Annotated in this window: 17 protein-coding genes and 1 riboswitch; of the genes, 14 read left to right on the top strand and 3 right to left on the bottom strand. The window is 30.6% G+C overall.

What is annotated here, in order from left to right; genetic code table 11:
• Nucleotides 1-49: 49 nt before the first annotated feature.
• The 3 genes from CLRAG_RS18920 (at nucleotide 50) to CLRAG_RS18930 (ending at nucleotide 4,066) form a co-directional block, all read left to right on the top strand.
• Nucleotides 50-1,420, top strand: coding sequence for a cell wall-binding repeat-containing protein (locus tag CLRAG_RS18920; RefSeq protein ID WP_065079821.1), 1,371 nt, complete (start codon nucleotides 50-52; stop codon nucleotides 1,418-1,420).
• 149 nt (nucleotides 1,421-1,569) lie between these two features.
• A complete protein-coding gene (locus tag CLRAG_RS18925; RefSeq protein ID WP_065079822.1) occupies nucleotides 1,570-2,517 on the top strand; it encodes a leucine-rich repeat domain-containing protein in 948 nt (315 codons plus the stop codon).
• Between the two features lie 364 nt (nucleotides 2,518-2,881).
• Nucleotides 2,882-4,066, top strand: a complete 1,185-nt coding sequence (locus CLRAG_RS18930; RefSeq protein ID WP_065079823.1) for a pyridoxal phosphate-dependent aminotransferase — start codon at nucleotides 2,882-2,884, stop codon at nucleotides 4,064-4,066.
• Nucleotides 4,067-4,332: 266 nt separating this feature from the next.
• Here CLRAG_RS18930 and CLRAG_RS18935 read toward each other — a convergent pair whose 3' ends face one another.
• On the bottom strand, nucleotides 4,333-5,094 hold the full coding sequence (locus tag CLRAG_RS18935) for a LysM peptidoglycan-binding domain-containing protein (protein ID WP_065079824.1): 762 nt from the start codon (nucleotides 5,092-5,094) through the stop codon (nucleotides 4,333-4,335).
• Between the two features lie 7 nt (nucleotides 5,095-5,101).
• Nucleotides 5,102-5,239: riboswitch (cyclic di-AMP (ydaO/yuaA leader) on the bottom strand.
• A gap of 449 nt (nucleotides 5,240-5,688) precedes the next feature.
• Here CLRAG_RS18935 and CLRAG_RS18940 point away from each other — a divergent pair.
• On the top strand, nucleotides 5,689-6,852 hold the full coding sequence (locus CLRAG_RS18940) for a DUF116 domain-containing protein (protein ID WP_065079825.1): 1,164 nt from the start codon (nucleotides 5,689-5,691) through the stop codon (nucleotides 6,850-6,852).
• Nucleotides 6,853-6,871: 19 nt separating this feature from the next.
• Here CLRAG_RS18940 and CLRAG_RS18945 read toward each other — a convergent pair whose 3' ends face one another.
• Nucleotides 6,872-8,329 carry an MDR family MFS transporter gene (locus CLRAG_RS18945; protein ID WP_065079826.1) on the bottom strand — a complete coding sequence of 486 codons (1,458 nt, stop codon included), beginning with the start codon at nucleotides 8,327-8,329 and terminating at the stop codon, nucleotides 6,872-6,874.
• 163 nt (nucleotides 8,330-8,492) lie between these two features.
• The gene (locus CLRAG_RS18950) at nucleotides 8,493-8,942 is read right to left on the bottom strand and encodes a MarR family winged helix-turn-helix transcriptional regulator (RefSeq protein WP_065079827.1); all 450 of its coding nucleotides are present in this window, start codon (nucleotides 8,940-8,942) and stop codon (nucleotides 8,493-8,495) included.
• Nucleotides 8,943-9,403: 461 nt separating this feature from the next.
• Here CLRAG_RS18950 and CLRAG_RS18955 point away from each other — a divergent pair, with 461 nt between their 5' ends.
• The 10 genes from CLRAG_RS18955 to CLRAG_RS19000 all read left to right on the top strand — a co-directional run bounded on the left by CLRAG_RS18955 (nucleotide 9,404) and on the right by CLRAG_RS19000 (nucleotide 20,195).
• The gene (locus tag CLRAG_RS18955; RefSeq protein ID WP_013237152.1) at nucleotides 9,404-9,766 is read left to right on the top strand and encodes a DUF2089 domain-containing protein; all 363 of its coding nucleotides are present in this window, start codon (nucleotides 9,404-9,406) and stop codon (nucleotides 9,764-9,766) included.
• A 25-nt stretch (nucleotides 9,767-9,791) separates the two neighbouring features.
• Nucleotides 9,792-10,181 carry an SHOCT-like domain-containing protein gene (locus tag CLRAG_RS18960; RefSeq protein WP_065079828.1) on the top strand — a complete coding sequence of 130 codons (390 nt, stop codon included), beginning with the start codon at nucleotides 9,792-9,794 and terminating at the stop codon, nucleotides 10,179-10,181.
• A gap of 12 nt (nucleotides 10,182-10,193) precedes the next feature.
• On the top strand, nucleotides 10,194-10,445 hold the full coding sequence (locus CLRAG_RS18965) for a hypothetical protein (protein ID WP_065079829.1): 252 nt from the start codon (nucleotides 10,194-10,196) through the stop codon (nucleotides 10,443-10,445).
• Between the two features lie 50 nt (nucleotides 10,446-10,495).
• Nucleotides 10,496-11,767 (top strand): MFS transporter, encoded by a 1,272-nt coding sequence (locus tag CLRAG_RS18970; protein ID WP_065079830.1) that lies wholly within the window; start codon nucleotides 10,496-10,498, stop codon nucleotides 11,765-11,767.
• Nucleotides 11,768-12,140: 373 nt separating this feature from the next.
• Entirely contained in the window at nucleotides 12,141-12,689 is a 549-nt protein-coding gene (locus CLRAG_RS18975) for a protein kinase (protein WP_065079831.1), read from the top strand.
• A 336-nt stretch (nucleotides 12,690-13,025) separates the two neighbouring features.
• The gene (locus tag CLRAG_RS18980) at nucleotides 13,026-14,429 is read left to right on the top strand and encodes an amino acid permease (RefSeq protein ID WP_065079832.1); all 1,404 of its coding nucleotides are present in this window, start codon (nucleotides 13,026-13,028) and stop codon (nucleotides 14,427-14,429) included.
• A gap of 56 nt (nucleotides 14,430-14,485) precedes the next feature.
• The gene (locus CLRAG_RS18985) at nucleotides 14,486-15,895 is read left to right on the top strand and encodes an amino acid permease (RefSeq protein WP_065079833.1); all 1,410 of its coding nucleotides are present in this window, start codon (nucleotides 14,486-14,488) and stop codon (nucleotides 15,893-15,895) included.
• Nucleotides 15,896-16,276: 381 nt separating this feature from the next.
• Nucleotides 16,277-17,989: a methyl-accepting chemotaxis protein gene (locus CLRAG_RS18990; protein ID WP_065079834.1), complete on the top strand. Its 1,713-nt coding sequence runs from the start codon at nucleotides 16,277-16,279 to the stop codon at nucleotides 17,987-17,989.
• 325 nt (nucleotides 17,990-18,314) lie between these two features.
• Complete coding sequence (locus CLRAG_RS18995; protein ID WP_065079835.1) at nucleotides 18,315-19,253, top strand: sensor histidine kinase; 939 nt, start codon at nucleotides 18,315-18,317, stop codon at nucleotides 19,251-19,253.
• A 69-nt stretch (nucleotides 19,254-19,322) separates the two neighbouring features.
• Nucleotides 19,323-20,195 (top strand): tRNA 2-thiocytidine biosynthesis TtcA family protein, encoded by an 873-nt coding sequence (locus CLRAG_RS19000; protein ID WP_065079836.1) that lies wholly within the window; start codon nucleotides 19,323-19,325, stop codon nucleotides 20,193-20,195.
• Nucleotides 20,196-20,497 lie beyond the last annotated feature (302 nt).

A 20,497-nucleotide genomic window follows, 5' to 3' on the forward strand; every position in this document is an offset into this window, starting at 1 on the left:
GATTTAATGATAAAATTGGTTTAATAGTAAAAATAAGGGGGATTATGTAATGAAAAAAACCTTTTTACCGATTATAACCACTATAATATTAAGTTTCTCTATCTTTTTTACATCACAAGTTAGTGCAGCATCACAAACTAAAAGATTAGGTGGACAAAATCGTATAGAAACATCAGTAGAAATAGCTACTGACTACAATAATGGACAATTGCAAGCAGTTGTTGTAACTACAGCAAATGATTTTCCAGAAGCATTAACAGGAAGTACATTAGCAGCTAAGTGTAAGGCACCAATATTATTAGTAGATACAACAGTAGAAGATAATCAAAAAACCTTAGATTATATAAAATGTCATTTAGCATCAAATGGTACAGTATATATACTTGGACAAACAACATCAGTATCATCCGATGTTGAAAATGCAATAAGAAACATGGGATATACTAACATAAAGAGACTAGCAGGAGCTAACAAAGAGGAAACATTCAAAGTAATAAATAGTGAGGTTAATGTAGCAACAGGAACTCCAGTATTCATAGCTTCAGAAGATAACTTTCCAGATGCATTATCAGCTAGTGGAATAGCAGCAGTAAAAGGCTATCCAATAATTTTATGTTCTCATGGAGTAGTATCACAATCTGCTATCGACCAACTAAATACAATTAAACCAGCACAGGTTTATGTAGTAGGTGGGCAAGCAGTTGTACCAGAAAGCACAGTACAACAGGTAATGAGTATTACGGGTCTAACATCAGATAAGATGATTAGGTTAAGTGGTAAAGATAGGTATGAAACGTCATTAGCAATAAATAAAAAATTTAACTTAACAACTGAAAATGCAATAGTAGCATCAGGAGAAAAGTTTCCAGATGCTTTAGTAGGAAGTTCCTTAGCAGCAAAGTATAATGCACCAATTATATTCACAGATGGTGGTGAATATAACTATTCAATGAACGGTAATAATATAGTAGAACAAATAAAATATCTACAAAGTATTAATTGTTCAAACTTAATTATATTAGGTAAAGAAAGTGCAGTAAGTAAAAGTGTAGAAGATATACTAGGGGGAAATGGAAGTTTTAGGCTTTGGGTGAAAGGTGCATCTATAAGTAATAACAAAAATTATATTACGGGATGTTTTGAGAGATTTGTTTATTGTTCAGATCCAGATGTTTTTGATGCAACAAAAGCATATGAAAAAGCAACTGGGGATAAAATACTTTCTGATTATGAATATAGAACAGGAGACATTGGATTTGAAGGATTTCATATGGATATTAGTACTCCTATTACTTTAGAAGTAGCTAACAATGTAGATTTTAATAATATACTTCAACATAATTATAACATTCGTTCAATCTTTGATATAACGTTTCAAAATGGTATAGTAAAAAAAATTCTTGATCAACATATACAATAGATATGAGGATCGTAGTATAAATATAAACTAAATTATTATAGATGAATATATAAAACCTTAAATTTTATATATTCATCTATTAGTTCTACATTATTTAGCGGGAAGTTTCAATTGCCTATAAAATATTTAAATAGTTAGGGAGATAAAGTATGATTTGTAATAAGTGTAATAAAAAAATACCAGATTCAAGTAACTTTTGTCCGAATTGCGGTAGTAAAGTTATGAATAAAAAAATACATAATAAAAAATTATTAATTAGTAGTATTACTATAATTGTACTATTAATAGGAATTGTAGGTGGATATCAATATTATAAAAATCATTTTACCACTCAGACAAATAATAAATCAAATGAAGTTAGCAAACAAGTTCAAAATACATCTGATAAAGATAAAGTAATTATGTTTAAAGATAGTGGTTTTGATGAATTTATAAGAGAAAAAATAAATAAACCTCAAGGTGCTATTCATAAAAGTGATGTTGATTACCTAACTCACTTAGAGATAGAAGGTCATGAGGGTGCAGAAGCAGATATTAGTGGAATAGAAGATATGACTAATTTGCAAGATCTTACTATAAGTTTTGGTAAAATTAAAAATATAGATAAATTAAAGGAATTAACTAATTTAAAAACTCTTCATTTAGAAGGTCTTGAACTTACTGATATAAGTTGGTTGAAAGAATTAAAAAATTTAGAAACTCTTTTTTTGGATGGTAATAAAATTAGTGATATTAGTGTTTTAAAAAATTTATCTAAATTAGAATCTCTCTCGTTAAAAGATAATAATATCACTGATATAAGTACATTAAAAAAATTACCTAATTTAAAAGAGGTTTATTTAAATACTAATAGGGTTAATAATGTAAATACATTAAAAGGTGGAGTTCCTAAGTTAGAGTCGTTTTCTATAGAAAGAAATAAATTTACTGATGTAAATCAACTTATAACTGCATTTAAGGGAACTAAAATAAAAAGCATTGATTTAGATTTTAATGTTGGTATAAGTGATGCTGACATTAAAAAGTTACAAGATGCTATACCTGCATGTACAATACAGTATAATGTCCGTGATTCGGAGTATTATAAAACAAATTAATAAAAAAATATTAGTGGTATTTTTTATGATTAGAGAAAACAAAATCTCTAGTCTTTTTTGTTTGCAAAAAATTAACCAATAGAATAAGTTGACTTTAAAACTAGAAATCAATAAATTGCTTAAAGTTTCACATTTACAAGTTGATGTGTTAAAATATTTTATATAATGATAAAATATAGTTAAAAATTGAAAGTTAAGGATGATTTTCTTGCGTTAACACTTTGGAAAATCAACCTTTGCTTTCAACGCTTAACTTTATGTTTATAGAGATTCTAATTGAAATTTGTCACTACATGATTTGTATAAGGTAACTTTCAATTTAGAAACTTTATAATTACGAATTGAAAAAAAGGGGGCAATTTTTATGATATCCAATAAAATGAAAGAACATGTATCTAAAAGTTCTATAATAAGAGCTATGTTTGAAGAAGGAAAGAGACTAGCTTCAATTTATGGGGAAGAAAATGTATTTGACTTTAGTTTGGGAAATCCAAATGTAGAACCACCTGAGGATATAAAAAAAGCTGTAAGTGAAATTATGTCCGAGGAATCTCCCAATCTGGTTCATGGTTACATGAGCAATTCGGGTTATGAGGATGTAAGGGCTAAAATTGCAGAGCACATAAATAAAAAATACAATTTGAAGCTTACTGAAAATAATTTGGTAATGACTTGTGGTGCAGCAGGAGGGCTTAATATAATTTTCAAAACTCTTTTGAATCCAGGAGATGAAGTTATTACATTTTCGCCCTTCTTTGGAGAGTATGAGAATTATGTAGATAATTTTGGTGGGAAGCTTGAAATAGTACCTTCAAATACAGAAACTTTTGAGCCAGATTTAAATGCATTAGAGCAATCCATAAATGCTAAAACAAAGGCAATAATCATAAATTCACCAAACAATCCTACAGGAATAATTTATTCGGAAAAGCTTATTAAAGATTTATCGCAGCTTTTAGACAAGAAACAGGAACAACTTGGTACTAGTATATACTTAATTTCAGATGAACCCTATAGAGAAATAGCTTATGATGGAGTAAAGGTTCCATACATATTGAATTATTATAGAAATTCTATAGTAGGCTATTCTTATAGCAAATCCCTTTCACTCCCGGGTGAGAGAATAGGATATGTAGTTTGCAGTAGTGATATGGATGATTTTAAAGATGTTATGCCTGCCCTTAATGTGGCAAATAGAATTTTAGGTTTTGTAAATGCACCATCTTTATTTCAAAGGGTAATTGCAAAATGTTTAGATTCAAGCGTAGATATGAATATATATAAGAAAAATAGAGACTTACTATACAATCATCTTGTTAAAATAGGATTTTCCTGTGTTAAACCTGAAGGAGCTTTTTATTTATTCCCTAAGTCATTAATTGCTGATGATGTTGAATTTGCAAAGGAAGCAAAGAAATTTAACTTGCTAATAGTTCCAGGTTCATCCTTTAAATGTCCTGGTCACTTTAGACTTTCATATTGCATTTCTTATGATAAAATAGAAAAGTCTTTAGACAGTTTTGATAAACTTGCAAAGAAATATCTCTAGAATAGAGTTTCTAAACGAAAAATCAACTTATACGTAAAGATATTTTTACAATAAACAAGAACATTTAAATATTTTGTATACAAGTCTTAGTGGAAAATTTATAAAAAAAACTAAGGACTTTTGAATTGTTTGAGGTACGAGTTTTCAAAAGTCCTTAAGTTTTTATAAATTTTCTGCTTAGACTTATCAAAATATTTAACGTACTTGTGATTGTAAAAAATATCCGAAGTATAAGTTGATTTTTTTGCTTAAGATCCCTACAAGGTCTAGTATGTGAATACCAGTTTTCCAACTCTTAAAGCAATGGGCTTTGACCAGAGCCAACTATTTGTAGTGGAATCATCAAAATAATAAATAGCTCCTTTTGTTGGATCAGAACCATATAATGCTTCTAAAGCAGCCTTTCTAGAACTATCAGAAGCAGGCTTGTTTATCCATCCATTTAATACTGGAGTAAATTGATAATATCCATAGGATACTTGGTATATTACATCTTTTAGTGTAGATGGAAACTGAGAACTTTGAACTCTATTTATAACTGCAGCGGCTACGGCTACTTTAGCAGTATAAGGTTCACTTTCTGCTTCAGCAGTTACAAGTCTTGCAAGCAAATCTACCTCGCTGTCAGTACAGGAAATTATATATTTTGGAGAGGTTGTTACATTAAAAACATAACCTGCAGGAATGTTTAATACTTGTCCAGGGTAAATATAACTGCTTACATTACTATTGGCAGCAATTAAAGTGTCAAGAGATATTCCAAATTTTTTTGCTATCAAGTAAAGTGTGTCAGAGGCTTGTACAGTATAAGTCTTTGAATTAACATATAGAGCTTGACCTGGATATATGCTATTTCCACTTAAACTATTATCATTAATGATTGTAGTTGCATTTGTTTTAAATAATACTCCTATTTTAAATAAGGAGTCACCAGGTTTTACAGTGTAACTAGCTGCATGTACTTGGGTAAAAGATAATGTGCACAGAAATGCGGCAAATAACATTGTCCTGATTTTTTTAAAATTCATAAATATAGATCCCCCTTAATTTTGCCTACGAGGTTAGTTGACGGGTTCGGGATTGGGATACCCCTACTTTTTAGTAAAAAAGATTAACCCCAAAAAAATAATTATCCCCCGCATCTCATTCTTGAGATTTAGGCTTGTCTATGTTTGCTATTCTAACAGTATTTCCAGAACATATCCATATTAAATAGATGGGACTATTGACATAAACTTTCAATTTTACACTATCAATTGCTTGAAACATAACTCAACTTTCGCAGTTTAAAAATATTGCGAAGCAAAGCTTTGCAAGTTAAGAATTAATAATGAAAAATTAATAGTGAAGGATGATTTTTAGCTATCGCAAAAAATCTTTAAATTTGTATAAGTCAGTGCTTAGTAATGTTTTGCTTTAGCAAAACGAGCATTCAAAAATTTAATTAAAGATTTTTTGTAATGTAACGGAAAAAAATCCACATTAACTATTAATTCTTCATTCTTAACTATTAACTAAAAAAATGTTATATGTGAGAAAATTAATAACGTAACTTCTCGTTATTAAAAGTGATAATATAGTTATATAACAAAAATTCAAAAGTGATTAAATAGGAGAATATTATGGAAAATTGTATAACCTATTTTCTTAGAGATGAATCTAAAAATTCAAATGAATATTACAAATGTATATCCAATTTTTCAAATGAAGTTATCGAAAAAATTGAAATCGAAGCAAATAATATAATAGAAGATTTTATAAATTTTATTAAGAATAATAGTATAGAAGAACTTAGAAGTAGAGAAGAGTATGAACTTGAATTTCTAATCATTGGAGTTTTGTGGAAAACCTATATAACAAAAGCTTTAAATGCAGATAGAATGTCCTTGAATGTTTTAAAGCTTCTATTTAATTTGAGGACAAAATCAAAATTTTTAAGGAAAAGTGTGGACAATTTAAGGGGAAGGTTTGCTTGTAAATATCTTTTAAAGAAAGAAGTAGAGCCTTCTTCTGTGTCTTATGGTGAAAGTGACTTTGAAAAATTACTATTCTGGCTGACTGCTTCAGGGGAATTCAAATATGAGTGCAGGAGAATGAACACATGGCTGCTATTTTTAAAAAATAGCAGTGAAGAATATATTATAAAAGTAAACAAGTGTGCCTTTAAAATATCACTGTGGTTTCAAAAAAGATCCAGGGAGGTACTTGGAGTATATACTCCAAATGTACAGAAATTTTTAGACACCAACTATAGGTTCTATGGAATAAGAGAGGATAATGTTTTCTGTGGCAGGAAGGAAGTTGAGTACCATCTAAATATGGTTGGAGCAGAGATATTAAGTAATGCATTTAGAAAGTTATTTGTTAAGACAAAGGAAAGAAAAGTACTCCTGCCTGCTTGCATTTGCTTGAAACCGGAAGGGGTATGCAAGAGAAAAGAGGTCAAAGATGGTTTCTTGTGTGGGAATTGTTCTAAAAGCTGCAGGGTAAATGAGCTTACGAAGCTTGGTAAATCCCATAACTTTCAGGTTCTAATTGTTCCTCACGAAACTGATGCCTTTTCAAATGCAAAAAATATTAAATATGGAGATGTGGGCGTTGTAGGTGTGGCTTGCGTACTCAACCTAATAGAAGGTGGGCTGAAGGCTAGAAACTTAAACCTTGTCCCACAATGTGTTATCCTTGATTATTGCGGATGCAAAAGTCATTGGGATAACAATGGAATACAGACGGATATCAACTGCAAAAAGTTGTTTGAAATTTTGCAAGTTGCCGAAAATATGTGATGTTCCTTATATAAAGCTATTAGGCTCTGCTACTTTTAGATTTTTTATTAATAGCATTATTTGCTATAAATAAAGATAAAATTAGAGCAATAACAAGAACGAAAGTTTCAATTGTAAAAGCGTGCTTTACTCCGAATACTAAACTTAAAGCTTGACTCTTTGCATTAGATGGATTGCCTGCAGCAAATAAGTATTTTTTTTGGGATGCACTCATTATAGCAACAAATAAAGAAGTTCCGAATGCTCCTGCTATTTGCTGTAAGGTGTTCATTATGGCAGTTCCATGAGGATAGTATTTTGGAGATAATTGATTTAAACTATTGGTTTGTATAGGAGTATTTATAAGTCCAACAGCTATTAGAGATAAACAATGAAGTACAATAATAACAGGAATAGTTATACTCATAGATACAAAACGTGAAAGTAAAAAGAATGTAATAGTTGATATTGCATATCCAGGTATAATTAATGCTTTAGGGCCAAATTTATCATATAAATGACCTGAAATTGGTGATATAATTCCGTTGATAAATCCACCAGGTAACATTAAAAGACCAGCAGTAAATGCAGCTAAACCCAGGGCACCTTCAAGAAACATCGGTAAAATAAGCATAGTAGCAAAGTTAATCATGTGCATAATTATCATAAGTATACAGCCAAGGCTAAACATAGATTCTTTAAATGGATGCATGTCCAACATAGGTTGGCTCATGTGTAATTGACGCAGCACAAATATGGCTAATGCTATACAAGAAATAATAATAGGAGCTGCTATTAAATATGTATAAGAGCTTCCAATATTACTAACACCATATATAAATCCACCGAATCCTATAGTAGACAGTACAATTGATAAAAGATCTATAGGTGGTTTTGTAAGTTCTGTTACATTTTCGACATATTTGTAACCTAAAGCTAAAGATATAACTGAAAAAGGTAGTATTATAAAGAACAACCATCTCCAGTTGAGAGATTGAATAATTAAGCCAGAAAGAGTTGGTCCAATAGCTGGTGCACAAAACATTACGAGGTTAAATATACCAAGGGCTTTTCCACGTTTTTCTATAGGGTTTATAATCAATAAAGTATTCACTATGTTAGGTATTAAAATACCAGTTCCAATAGCCTGAATTAATCGGCCTACTAGTAAAATTGAAAAAGCTGTAGAGAAACCACTTATAACTGTTCCAACCAAAAATATGGTTACAGAGGTTAGAAATAGCTGTCTTGTTGTAAAACTTTGAATAAGTAATGCAGAAACAGGAATAGCTATTCCCATAATAAGCATATATCCTGTACTAAGCCATTGTACAGTATTTGCAGATATACTAAATTGAACCATTAAATTTTTTAATGCCATATTTAGTAAAGTTTCATTTAACATACACAAAAATCCTGCCATGATTAGGGCAATAGTTATTGGTACTACATTGTAAGTCCTTTGTTGATAATTTGATTCTTCTAAACGTTCTTCCATAAAATTTCCTCCTAGTTAGTAATTAAATTAGTCATTTGCACAGTTGTGCAGATATTAAAATATATAAAAAAATCCTCCACTATGAAAAATACATTGTTACAATACAAAATAGAAATCATAATAGAGGAGGGTTAACCATGTTTTTATAAAGGTAAATAGCTTATTATTTTTTGCTAATTTTCTTCTCTTCTATAGATATGTTTTTTTCAAATTTATTTAGAGTGTCTATAAACAAATCTAATTGATCTTTTGAAATTTCGTTTGTAATGTTTGTAAATAAGTGTTCAATGAATGGATATACTTCATGTTTTAATTTTTTACCTTCAGGTGTAACATAAATTAAAAATGAGCGCCTATCTTCAGCGCTTTTTTTGCGTACTACTAGATTTTTCCTTTCAAGAATGTCTAGTATTCGAACTAAAGTTGCCTGATCTTTGTCAACCTTTTTAGCTAGCTGTTTTTGGTTGACGCCGTCTTCTTCTGTTAAAGACAATAATACTGACCACTGTTCTGTGGTTATATTATATTTTTTAAGATTTAAAGATAAAAATCTTAAAATTTTTCTATTAACAGAATTTATATACATACCAATGGACTTATCAAGAGATCTCATAGCTTTTGCCTCCTAGGATATATGATATTAAGTGATTCTTGGGTTCAGATGGAGTTTGCTTATAAGGATGACTTTCTCCAGCTGAACCTTAGAAGAACTTATCCAGGGACGTAGCTGCTCTTTACTCCCACTTGGAGAAGTGGGAGTATTAGAGCAGGTAGTCATCGGATAAATATAATTAATTTACATATAGTTAGCATACTAATAATATGCTAGACTATTAAAAATGTCAAGCAAATTTTAACTCTAGGTATTTGTAAAAGGTTAAAATGCTATTAAATGTAATAATATATCTGCATATAATCTGATTTTTAAGTTAAAAAACACATAATTTAATTTTACAAACACAAAACTTAATAATGTTAATATATAAATAAGTTAATGTTAAAATATTTAATATTAATATTGATTTATTTAATTTATAGTGGTATATTATAGATATGGAAAAGGAGAGTGGTAATTTGACATATAAAATTATTAGCAAATGTCCTGTTTGTTCTTCTAAACTTTTAATTTCAAAGATAAAATGTCCTAAATGTAATACTGTAATTGAAAATGATTTTGAAATGTCAAAGTTTGAATATCTTACAGACAGCCAATTGAAATTTATAGAAGTTTTCCTAAAAAACAGAGGGAACATAAAGGATGTAGAAAAAGAACTTGGGATATCCTACCCTACTGTGAGGGCAAAACTAGATGAGGTCATAACAGCACTTGGATATAATGTGGCAAAAACCAACACTGTGGATAAAAAGAAAGTAGTAGATATGCTTGATAAAGGTGAAATAACTGCAGATCAGGCTATTAAAATGTTGAATGAATAAATATATTGAAAAGGAGAAATAGAAAATGAATGAGGAAATATCAAAGATTTTGAAAATGGTGGAAGAAGGAAAAATTACCTCTGACAAAGCTCAGGAACTTATTGAAGCACTAAACGATAAAAATACTTCTCTGGACGTTTGCAGCAATGTTTCAAATGATGCTGACATTATAAATAAAATGCTTAAAATAAAGGTTATTTCTCACGATGGAGATAATGTAAATGTGAATTTACCTGTTAAATTTGTAAAGACCATGCTTAAAACTATAGGAAAAATTCCTATACCAGAAAGTGCAAAATGTATGGAAAATTTGGATTTGAGTGTTATTGCAGATGCAATAAACAATGGACTTTCAGGAAAGATAGTAGATGTAAAAAGTGCAAATGGTGACATAGTGGAAGTTAGTATAGAGTAAAGGAGAAAATTTATGAGAGTTCACATCAAGTCAGGTAAAATTAGATTTGTAATACCTTGCCCTATAGCTTTTCTAAAGTTTGGGCTTTCTATTGCAGGATCTTCTTTTATACAAAAGCATATTCCTGAGAAAGATAAAAGATATGTAAATATGATTGATTTTAAGAAACTTTCAAAGTGTATGGACATTTTAAAAGAATACAGAGGATTAAAACTTGTTGAAGTAAAATCCAAAGATGGCAGTTATGTTGCCATAATTGTATAGACAAAGTTCACAATATTTCAAATATTATATTAATTAAGTAGGCGATAGAAATGAAAAATAATAAAAATTTACTATGTTATATGCTCGGAAGATTTATATCTTATATTGGTACGGGAATACAACAGGTAGCAATACCGCTGTATATATTGGATATAACTCATTCTGGAATTATGATGGGTATATTTTCAGCAGTTAATTTAGTCCCTAATGTTATAACTTTACCTTTTGCAGGTATTTTAGGGGATAGGAAAAACAGAAAAAACATTATGGTACTAGCTGACTTTGGAAGAGGAATTTTAGTATTAGCTTTAGCACTTTTGGTTGCTGAGAAAAATTTAAGTATCTATATGCTGTTTTTACTACAGGCCTTTATTTCAATTATGGATGGAATCTTCTTAGCTTCATCTACGGCAATTCTTCCAGAGCTTGTTTGCGAAGATGAACTTATGAAAGCAACTTCCTTAAGAGGAGGAAGTGATGCAATTTCTATGATTATAGGGCCTGCTCTTGGAGGTATAATATATGGGCTTGCTGGTATGAAGACAGTATTTTGTCTAAATGGTCTGTCTTTTATAATATCAGCAGTATGCTCTATGCTCATAATTTATAAAAATATAGATACAGAAAAAGGGAAAATAACTGTAAAGTCTTTTTTTACAGAAAATGGAGAGGTAATAGGCTTTATAAGGAAAAGTAGAGCTTTAATGCAGTTAACTGTATTTTTCATGGTAGCTAATTTACTTGTAGCTCCTTTTGCAGATATAGTACTTCCTTTTGTATTGAAAAAATGTATAGGGTTTGGTTCACAGCAGTATGGGTATTTAATTTCGTTCTTTACTTTAGGTATACTTTTAGGAAATATAGCTCTTGGAACTTACTTAAATAAATTTAGCACAAAGACAATTATAAAGAGGGCACTTATATTTGAAGCAGGTGTATTTTTCATATTTGCATTTTCCTTGCATCCAGCTTCAGTAAAATATTTTGGAGGACATGACTTAAAACTATTTGTAATTTTGGGTATTGTAACATTTTTAATAGGTTTATCCAATTCAGGAATCAATACTCCTATGAGTGTAAATTTACAAAAGATGGTTCCAAATGAAATGCGTTCAAGGTTTTTTGCAATACTAGGTGTATTTTGTCAGGGAGCTATTCCTTTAGGGGCAATTATATATGGCTTTGTTCTAGATAAATTTCCTTACTATTATATACTTCTTACTATAGTACTAATATTTTCTCTTGTAACTGCAATTTTTATGATAAAGGCAGTTCCAGAAGCTTATGAACCTGAGACACCAAAAAATCTTGAGAAAGCATGATTAAATATTAACTCAACTTCCGAAGTTTAGAAACTTTGCGAAGCAAAGTTTTTGAAAATAACAAAGTTCAAATAACAAAGAACAGATAAAGATGATTTTCATCGTACCTCAGGAAATCTATAATTTTAATATTTTCTGACGTTAGGAAGAAAATTATCCTTATTTGATATTTGAACTTTGAATTTTGTTATATAAAAAAATTACTTCGCAATTTTTTTATATTAAGTGAAAATTTCGTATGTAGGAAATTTGAGGTATTAATTTTTAAAAGTAGCAGAATTGAATATTTTTAATACTATATAGTATACAAGCTTTTAATTCGTAGTTGAAGCCCTTTGTTTTTATGCTACATAAAAACAAAGGAGGTGTTATTTTGAAAAAAGAATATTCTCATTCTAAATTCCATGATGTTGAATTAAAAGATTGTAAATATTTAGGACAAGGCCACAGCGGCAGAGTTTATCTTATGCCAGATGGAAAAGTTCTTAAAATATTTAAAAGCTCAACTAGCTGCAAAGCTGAATTTGATATATTAAAATCTGTAGAAGGAAGTCCCCATTTTCCCAAGGCTTATAAATTGGGAGATCATTATATGATAAGAGAATATGTAGGTGGAATGAATGTGTATGATTATATAAAAAAATATGGATTGAACAGATCCTTTGTACTAAAGGTAGTAGATTTAGTTGATCATATGAAAAAACTAGGATTTACGAAATTAGAAGTTAGATTTCCACACCTATTTGTTCAAGAAGATGGTACGCTCATGCTGATAGACCCGAGAAAAAGTTATGAAGAATATATACCTTATCCTAAGTCCTTTTTTAGGAAACTTAAAAATATGGGACTTCTAGATAAGTTTATACAAATATTAGAAGAAGAAAGAAAAGGTTTGAAATGGATAGAATATATTAAAAGATAAGTAGAAAATGAGAGAGATTGCAGTTAAAATTGATTAACTGCAATCTTTTATATTTAAAATGATTTTTTATAATGTATTTTAAATAAATATGAATAAAACAATGTATTTATTTAAAGTACATTGTTCTAAAAATGAATACTTTATTGTAATAATATGCATTTTATATTGAAATTAGGCATTTTATAAGGTATAATGAATAATGTATAAATTATATAAGGGCGTGTAGGTTTGAGTAATTACACCAACTGCATGCCCTTTTGCAATATGGTATATTTTTATGCATTTGATAAAAATATATGAAATTTATACTTTAAACATTAATAAAGGGGGCATTTTATGAACATTTTTAAGAAAAAGTCGCTTGAACAACTTAAAGACAGTGTAAAAAAGACAGGTTTGAAGAAAAACCTTAAAGCAACAGATATAGCGGCTTTGGGAATTGGGGCTGTTGTTGGAGTTGGAATTTTTGTAGCAACTGGTGAGGGAGCTCATGCAGCTGGTCCAGGAATCATACTTTCATTTTTCTTATGTGGAATAGTAGCTTGTCTTTGTGGATTATGTTATTGTGAGCTTGCTACCATGTTTCCAGTAGCAGGAAGTACATATTCCTATGCTTATATAGCATTTGGAGAATTTGTGGCAATGGTTATTGGATGGTGTTTAACTGCTGAATATTTAGTTGCAGTTAGTGCAGTTGCTTCTGGATGGTCTGGAACCTTTAGAGGTATTTTGCAAAATGCAGGGATTACACTGCCTCATGCAATTAGTGCATCTCCAGCCAAGGGCGGAATAATAGATTTGCCAGCTGTGTTTATAATACTAGTATTAGCTTGTCTTTTATACTATGGAATGCAGGAAAGTGCAAAAGTTAATAATATTATTGTTGGTGTGAAAGTATTTGTAATACTCTTATTTATTTTCCTTGGAGTATCTCATATAAAGCCATCTAATTATGCACCTTTTATGCCTTTTGGATGGAAAGGTGTTTTCACAGGAGCAAGTACGGTGTTTTTCTCATATATAGGATTCGATTCTATTTCAACTGCAGCAGAGGAAGCTAAAAACCCTAAAAAAGATGTATCACGTGGAATTATAATGTGTCTTATAGTAGTTAGTATACTGTATATTTCCGTTGCAGTTGTACTTACTGGAATGGTTCCGTTTAAGGAAATAGTTTCAGAAAATGCTGTACCTGCTGCACTTGCAAGGGTTGGCATTAACTGGGGATCAGCACTTGTAGGTGTTGGAGCTATTCTTGGAATGATTTCCACTATGATAGCTATGCTTTATGGTCAGATTAGAATATTTATGGTTATGTCTAGAGATGGATTACTTCCTAAAGCATTTTCAAAAATTCACAGCGTACACAAAACTCCGTATATTTCTACCATATTGACAGGCATTATAGCTTCCATAATAGCTGGACTCTTACCTCTTGATATTATTGTAGAGTTTTTGAGTATAGGTACATTGTTGAGTTTTGTAGTGGTATCAATAGGCGTTATTTATTTGAGAAAGGCAATGCCTGATATAGAAAGAAAGTTTAAATGTCCGGGAGTGCCTTTTACACCTGTAATAACTGTATTGTGCTGCCTTGTACTTTTGGCATCAATGCGTGCAATAACCTGGATAGGATTTTGTGTATGGCTTGCTATAGGTATAGTATTTTACTTTACTTATGGAAGAACTCATAGTGTTGTTCAGAACGAAAATTTGGACGAGAGTTCCCACAGCGCATAATTAAATTTTAATACCTATTTACATTGCATTTTAAATGCACAAGGATGTGGAAATTTATGAATATTTTTAAAAAGAAACCTATTGATCAATTGATGGATAGTGTAAAAAAAACAGATTTAAAGAGAAATCTTAAAGCAAGAGATATAGCAGCACTCGGAATTGGAGCTGTTGTGGGAGTTGGAATTTTTGTAGCAACTGGAGAAGGAGCTCATGCAGCTGGCCCTGCAATTATACTTTCATTTATTTTAGCTGGTATAGTGGCTTGCCTATGCGGTCTGTGTTATTGTGAACTTGTAACTATGTTTCCGGTAGCAGGAAGTACTTATTCTTATGCGTATATAGCATTTGGAGAATTTGTGGCAATGATTATTGGATGGTGTTTAACTGCTGAATATTCAGTTGCAGCTAGTGCAGTTGCATCTGGATGGTCTGGAACCTTTAGAGGCATCTTGCAATCTGTGGGAATTACACTTCCCCAGGCAATTAGTGCATCTCCATCTAAAGGTGGGATAATAGATCTTCCGGCTGTTCTTATAATATTAATTTTAACAGGGCTTTTATGTTATGGAATGAGTGAGAGTGCAAAAGTAAATGATATTATTGTTGGTGTGAAAATATTTATAATACTTCTTTTTATTGTTTTAGGATTATCACACATACATATAGCTAATTATAAACCTTTCATGCCTTATAGCTGGAAGGGCGTTTTTACAGGAGCAAGTACAGTATTTTTCTCTTTTTTAGGATTTGATGCAATTGCTACATCTGCAGAAGAAGCTGAAGATCCTAAAAAAGGTGTATCAAGGGGAATTATACTATGTCTTATGGTTGTTTGTTTCCTTTATGTTTCAGTAGCAGCAGTGCTTACAGGAATTGTACCTTATAAAGAGATAATTTCAGAAAATGCCCTGCCTGCTGCACTCCAAAGAATCGGAATAAACTGGGGCTCAGCTCTTGTAGGAGTTGGGGCTATTCTTGGAATGATTTCCACCATGATTGCTGTTTTATATGGACAAGTTAGGGTATTTATGGCTATGTCTAGAGATGGGTTAATTCCTGAGGTTTTTTGCAAGATACACAAAACCCATAAAACTCCATACATTGCCACAATAATAGCAGGTAGTATAGCTGCTGCTATAGCAGGATTTTTACCTCTTGATATTATTATGGAATTTGTAAGTATAGGTACATTATTGAGCTTTATGGTTGTGTCTGCTGGAGTTATATATCTTAGAAAAACTATGCCAGGAATTGAAAGAAGATTTAAATGTCCGGGAGTACCCTTTACGCCTATAGTAACTATATTGTGTTGTCTGGCCCTTTTGGTATCAATGCGTGCAATAACCTGGATAGGATTTTGCGTATGGCTTGTTATAGGTATAGTGGTGTACTTTACTTATGGAAGATTTCACAGTGTTGTTCAAAACGAGGAACCACAAGCTTTTCGTCAATTAAATAGTAAGTAACAACTTTTGCACATATGAAATATTGCGAAGCAAAGCTTCGCAAGTTAAGAATTAATAATGAAAAATTAATAGTGAAGGATGATTTTTTAGCTGCCGCAAAAAATCCACATTAACTATTAATTCTTAATTCTTAACTATTAACTAAAAAAGTTGAGTCAACAAATAAAAGAGCCTACAGCTACTTTCAAAAGTAGCCGTAGGCTCTTTTATTTGTAAGTTAAATGGTTAAAATTAAGAAGTGTACAATTAATATGAAATAAAGGAAACAAAGCAGGTGCAGCCCCTTTATTTTAATATAAATTTATTGTAAAAAGTGTCGATATACTATAATATAATCAGATGAATAATATTATTCACACACATGAATAGGAGGGTTATTATATGAAATGGTTTTCGAACATAAAAATTCTAAAAAAACTGCTGACATCATTTATTATAGTATCAGTGCTTACAGGAATAGTTGGAATGATCTCTATTATCAAGATGGGAAAAATAAATGGAAATTTGAACAATATATATAATGTAGATTTAAAGGGGACAAACGATCTTCAACAATTAAAGGGAAATTTAATGGCAATTAGAGGAGATATGCTTATAATTACTGATCCTTCAAATAAGAGTGACTTAAAAGTTATAACAGATGAAATTAGTAGTTTAAAAGATAAAAATACTAAAATAATATCAGATTATAAAGCTACTATCAATACTGATGAAGATAAGCAGCTGTTTGCACAATTTGAACAATATTTAGGAAGTTGGAGAGATTCCCGTGAAAATGTTATTAGTTTAGTTCAGCAGGGAAATTATGAAGCTGCAAAAGAGCAATTTGTTAAGTCTGAAGCTTATAGAGCAAAAATGGTTACAGTGCTCGATAAAGAAATAAATTTAAATATGAAAATGGCTGAAGCTGATTATAAAGACAGCATAAGTCAGTACAAGTCTTCCTTTAGCATGATGGTTATTGGAATAATTGTAAGTATAGTTTGTTCTGTTTTACTTGGATTTATTGTTGCAAAGGATATTAATACTCCAATTTTAAAAATTAAAAAATTTGCAAATGAATTTGCTGAATTTGATTTTTCTTCACCTATAGAAATGTCCAGAAAAGATGAATTGGGAGAAGCTGCCTTAGCACTTAACAAAGGTCAAAAGAATATAACTGATTTAATTAGAACAATTATGGCAAGCTCTGATGAAATGAGCAGTTCTAGTGAAGAATTATCTGCAACTGCAGAAGAGCTTTCAGCGAAGTCTGAAGATATGGATAATTCAGTGAAAGTTGTAGTAAGCAATGTAGAGGAAACAAGTGCGGCATTTGAAGAGATAACTGCATCTGTAGAAGAAGTGGATTCAAGTGTAAATGAATTGTCTGCAAAAGCTGTAGATGGAAGTAGTAAAGCCAATGAATCCAAAAAAAATGCTGTTGCTGTACAAAGTAAGGGAAAAACAGCTATAGAAACAACACAAGAATTATATAAGCAAAAAAGAGAGAATATGGTAAAAGCTATTGAAGATGGAAAAGTAGTAGAAGAAATAAGAGAAATGGCAGAAACTATTGCAGGAATAGCAGATCAAACCAATTTACTTGCACTTAATGCAGCCATAGAGGCAGCCAGCGCAGGTGAGCATGGGAAAGGTTTTGCAGTAGTGGCAGAAGAAGTAAGAGAACTTGCAGAACAATCTGCGGAATCAGTTGCAGGAATTCAAGAGACTATTGTAAAAGTACAGGATGCGTTTAAAAATCTTTCTGCAAGTAGCCAGCAGGTATTGGCATTTATCAATGAAAAGGTAAATCCAGAATTTAAAGCATTTGGTGATATGGGAAAGCGATATTATGATGATTCTGAATTTGTAAGTAAGATGTCAGAAGAAATAGCGGCCATGTCAGAACAACTTACTGCTATTATAGGGCAGGTAAATGAAACAACACAAAGTGTAGCATCTAGTGCACAAAAATCTTCAGAAAGTTCAAATTCAATACAGCAGAGCATTGAGGAAAATGTAAAAGCTGTAAATCAGATAGCTATTACAGCACAAAGTCAAGCAGAAATAGCTCAGAATTTAAACGAATTAGTTCAAAAATTTAAAATTTAAATGAAAAAGTAAGTCAGTTCTACTTCAAAAGAGGTGGAGCTGATTTTATTTATCCGAAGAATCATTTGATAAATAGTTAATTATGTTTTGTAAAATTAATACATAAAAATTAAAAAATTACATAAAATTTCCACTTAGGATGTTTCTTTTTAATTTTATAGGTGATATAATTAGCATAAATGGTATTTTTTCCACTACAATTAAGGATAGTTTCTCATAAACGTTCATATAGTGCAATAATTGTTAATATAATTTATATATACATTTAACAAAGTTAGTGTAATAAAATGTAATTATTAATGATATGGAAATGGGTGTGAGATTTATGAAGAATGTTAATGAAGACGATGGAATTAGTGAAAATCAGCTGAAAAATTTAATTATGATGAATTATACTCTAAGTCTCGAAAGAGAAATAGAAGAACTTAAAAGTGATGCAAAAAAAAATAGTGAGAAATTAAATGAAAGTCAGGAACTCAATAAAAAAATTTTGCAGTTTATATATGGCTTATTCCATGAACTTAAGACACCTTTAAATGTGATTTTTTCTGCAGTACAGGTAATGTCATTGTGCACGGAATATAAAAATGAAGGAAATTTAGAGAAGCAGAGTCAGTATCTTAAAATAATTAAACAAAATTGTTATAGGCTTATGCGCCTTATAAATAATTTACAGGATTTAAGCAAATTGGATTCAGGATTTGCCAAATTGGAGTTGCACAACAGAAATATTGTAAGTTTTGTTGAAGATATTACTTTATCTTTAATTCCTTATGCTAAAGGCAAAGGCATAAATTTGATTTTTGATACCAATGTAGAAGAGAGGATTATGGCTTTAGATTATAATAAAATAGAGAGAATTATTTTAAACTTACTTTCAAATGCAATTAAATTTACACCTGAAAAAGGTACTATATGCATAGGGGTTGAAGACAAAGACGATAATGTATATATAAGTGTGAAAGATACAGGTGTAGGAATACCTGATGATAAGTTTAAATTTGTGTTTGAGAAATTCAAGCAGTGTGATAAATCACCTATAAATGGTAAAGTGGGAAACGGCATAGGACTTTATCTTGTAAAATGTTTTGCTGAGATGCACGGTGGTAAAGTTAGCGTAAAGAGTGCTGTAGGACAGGGAAGTACATTTACTGTAAAGCTTCCTGTTAAAGTTGTAGAAGAAAAGCCCAATAAGATAATTTTCAGTGAAAATATGGATGAACAGCTCAGCATAGAGTTTTCGGATATATGTCCTAAAATTTAATGTCTATACTACGTTTATTTTACAAATTATAAATGTTATAATTGTTGTGGTAAAAAAGGCGGTGATAGTATGGATGAAATTGCAGGAACTGGATGTGACATATTAGTTCCTTTTAATGAAAGAAAGCCCTTAAAAGAGATAGAGCATAGTATTACAAAAAGATATAGAAAGCATATATGGTCTAAATTTGTAAGGGCAATAAGTGAGTTTAAACTGGTAGAAGAAGGAGATAAAGTTGCGGTAGCAGTGTCTGGTGGAAAAGACAGCTTGACTATGGCCAAATTGTTTCAAGAACTTCAAAAACACTGGAAAGTAAACTTTGAATTGGAGTTTATTGCTATGGACCCGGGATATCATGAAGATATAAAAAATCTTTTAGTCAGTAATTGTGAATATTTAAATATTCCAGTGCACATTTTTGAGTCCGGCATATTTAATGTAGTAGACAATATTGCAAAAGATTATCCTTGTTATATGTGTGCAAAAATGCGTAGAGGTGCACTGTATTCTAAAGCAAAAGAACTTGGCTGCAATAAGCTTGCACTTGGGCATCACTTTAATGACGTTATAGAAACAACTCTTTTAAATATATTTTATTCGGGAAGCTTTAAAACCATGATGCCAAAGCTAAGATCTCAAAATTATGAAGGAATAGAACTTATAAGACCTCTTTATTATGTAGAAGAATCTTACATTGAGCGTTTCATACAATCAAGTGGCATATGGCCTCTCAATTGTGCTTGTATGGTTGCAGCAAAGAGAATAGGAAACAAGCGTTATGAAATTAAGGATATGATAAAGAAGTTGAAAAAGGATTTTAATAAGGATATAGATAAATTAATTTTCCATGCCACTGAAAATGTAAATATAGATTCTATATTAGGCTGGGAAAAAGATGGGGAAAAACATTCATTTATAGAATCTTATGAAAGAAATAGTTGATAATTAATTGAGAATTAAAAAAGTTTAAAGTCCAAATATCAAATAAAGATAATTTTTTTAATTAATAGTTAAGAATGAAGAATTAATAGTTAATGTGGATTTTTTCCGTTACGCTACAAAAAATCTTTAATTAAATTTTTGAAAGCTCGGTTTGCTAAAGCAAAACATTGCTAAGCACTGACTTATATAAATTTAAAGATTTTTTGCGGCAGCTAAAAAATCATCCTTCACTATTAATTTTTCATTATTAATTCTTAACTTGCAAAGCTTTGCTTCGCATTATTTCTAAACTGCGAAAGTAC

Source organism: Clostridium ragsdalei P11 (assembly GCF_001675165.1).
GTDB lineage: Bacteria > Bacillota > Clostridia > Clostridiales > Clostridiaceae > Clostridium_B > Clostridium_B ragsdalei.

Bases quoted from the DNA above. Each gene is read 5' to 3' on its own strand.
- CLRAG_RS18990 (WP_065079834.1), top strand. From the start codon at position 16,277: ATGAAATGGTTTTCGAACATAAAAATTCTAAAAAAACTGCTGACATCA.
- CLRAG_RS18920 (WP_065079821.1), top strand. From the start codon at position 50: ATGAAAAAAACCTTTTTACCGATTATAACCACTATAATATTAAGTTTC.
- CLRAG_RS18970 (WP_065079830.1), top strand. From the start codon at position 10,496: ATGAAAAATAATAAAAATTTACTATGTTATATGCTCGGAAGATTTATA.
- CLRAG_RS19000 (WP_065079836.1), top strand. From the start codon at position 19,323: ATGGATGAAATTGCAGGAACTGGATGTGACATATTAGTTCCTTTTAAT.
- CLRAG_RS18965 (WP_065079829.1), top strand. From the start codon at position 10,194: ATGAGAGTTCACATCAAGTCAGGTAAAATTAGATTTGTAATACCTTGC.
- CLRAG_RS18980 (WP_065079832.1), top strand. From the start codon at position 13,026: ATGAACATTTTTAAGAAAAAGTCGCTTGAACAACTTAAAGACAGTGTA.
- CLRAG_RS18925 (WP_065079822.1), top strand. From the start codon at position 1,570: ATGATTTGTAATAAGTGTAATAAAAAAATACCAGATTCAAGTAACTTT.
- CLRAG_RS18940 (WP_065079825.1), top strand. From the start codon at position 5,689: ATGGAAAATTGTATAACCTATTTTCTTAGAGATGAATCTAAAAATTCA.
- CLRAG_RS18945 (WP_065079826.1), bottom strand. From the start codon at position 8,329: ATGGAAGAACGTTTAGAAGAATCAAATTATCAACAAAGGACTTACAAT.
- CLRAG_RS18950 (WP_065079827.1), bottom strand. From the start codon at position 8,942: ATGAGATCTCTTGATAAGTCCATTGGTATGTATATAAATTCTGTTAAT.
- CLRAG_RS18985 (WP_065079833.1), top strand. From the start codon at position 14,486: ATGAATATTTTTAAAAAGAAACCTATTGATCAATTGATGGATAGTGTA.
- CLRAG_RS18995 (WP_065079835.1), top strand. From the start codon at position 18,315: ATGAAGAATGTTAATGAAGACGATGGAATTAGTGAAAATCAGCTGAAA.
- CLRAG_RS18935 (WP_065079824.1), bottom strand. From the start codon at position 5,094: ATGAATTTTAAAAAAATCAGGACAATGTTATTTGCCGCATTTCTGTGC.
- CLRAG_RS18930 (WP_065079823.1), top strand. From the start codon at position 2,882: ATGATATCCAATAAAATGAAAGAACATGTATCTAAAAGTTCTATAATA.
- CLRAG_RS18960 (WP_065079828.1), top strand. From the start codon at position 9,792: ATGAATGAGGAAATATCAAAGATTTTGAAAATGGTGGAAGAAGGAAAA.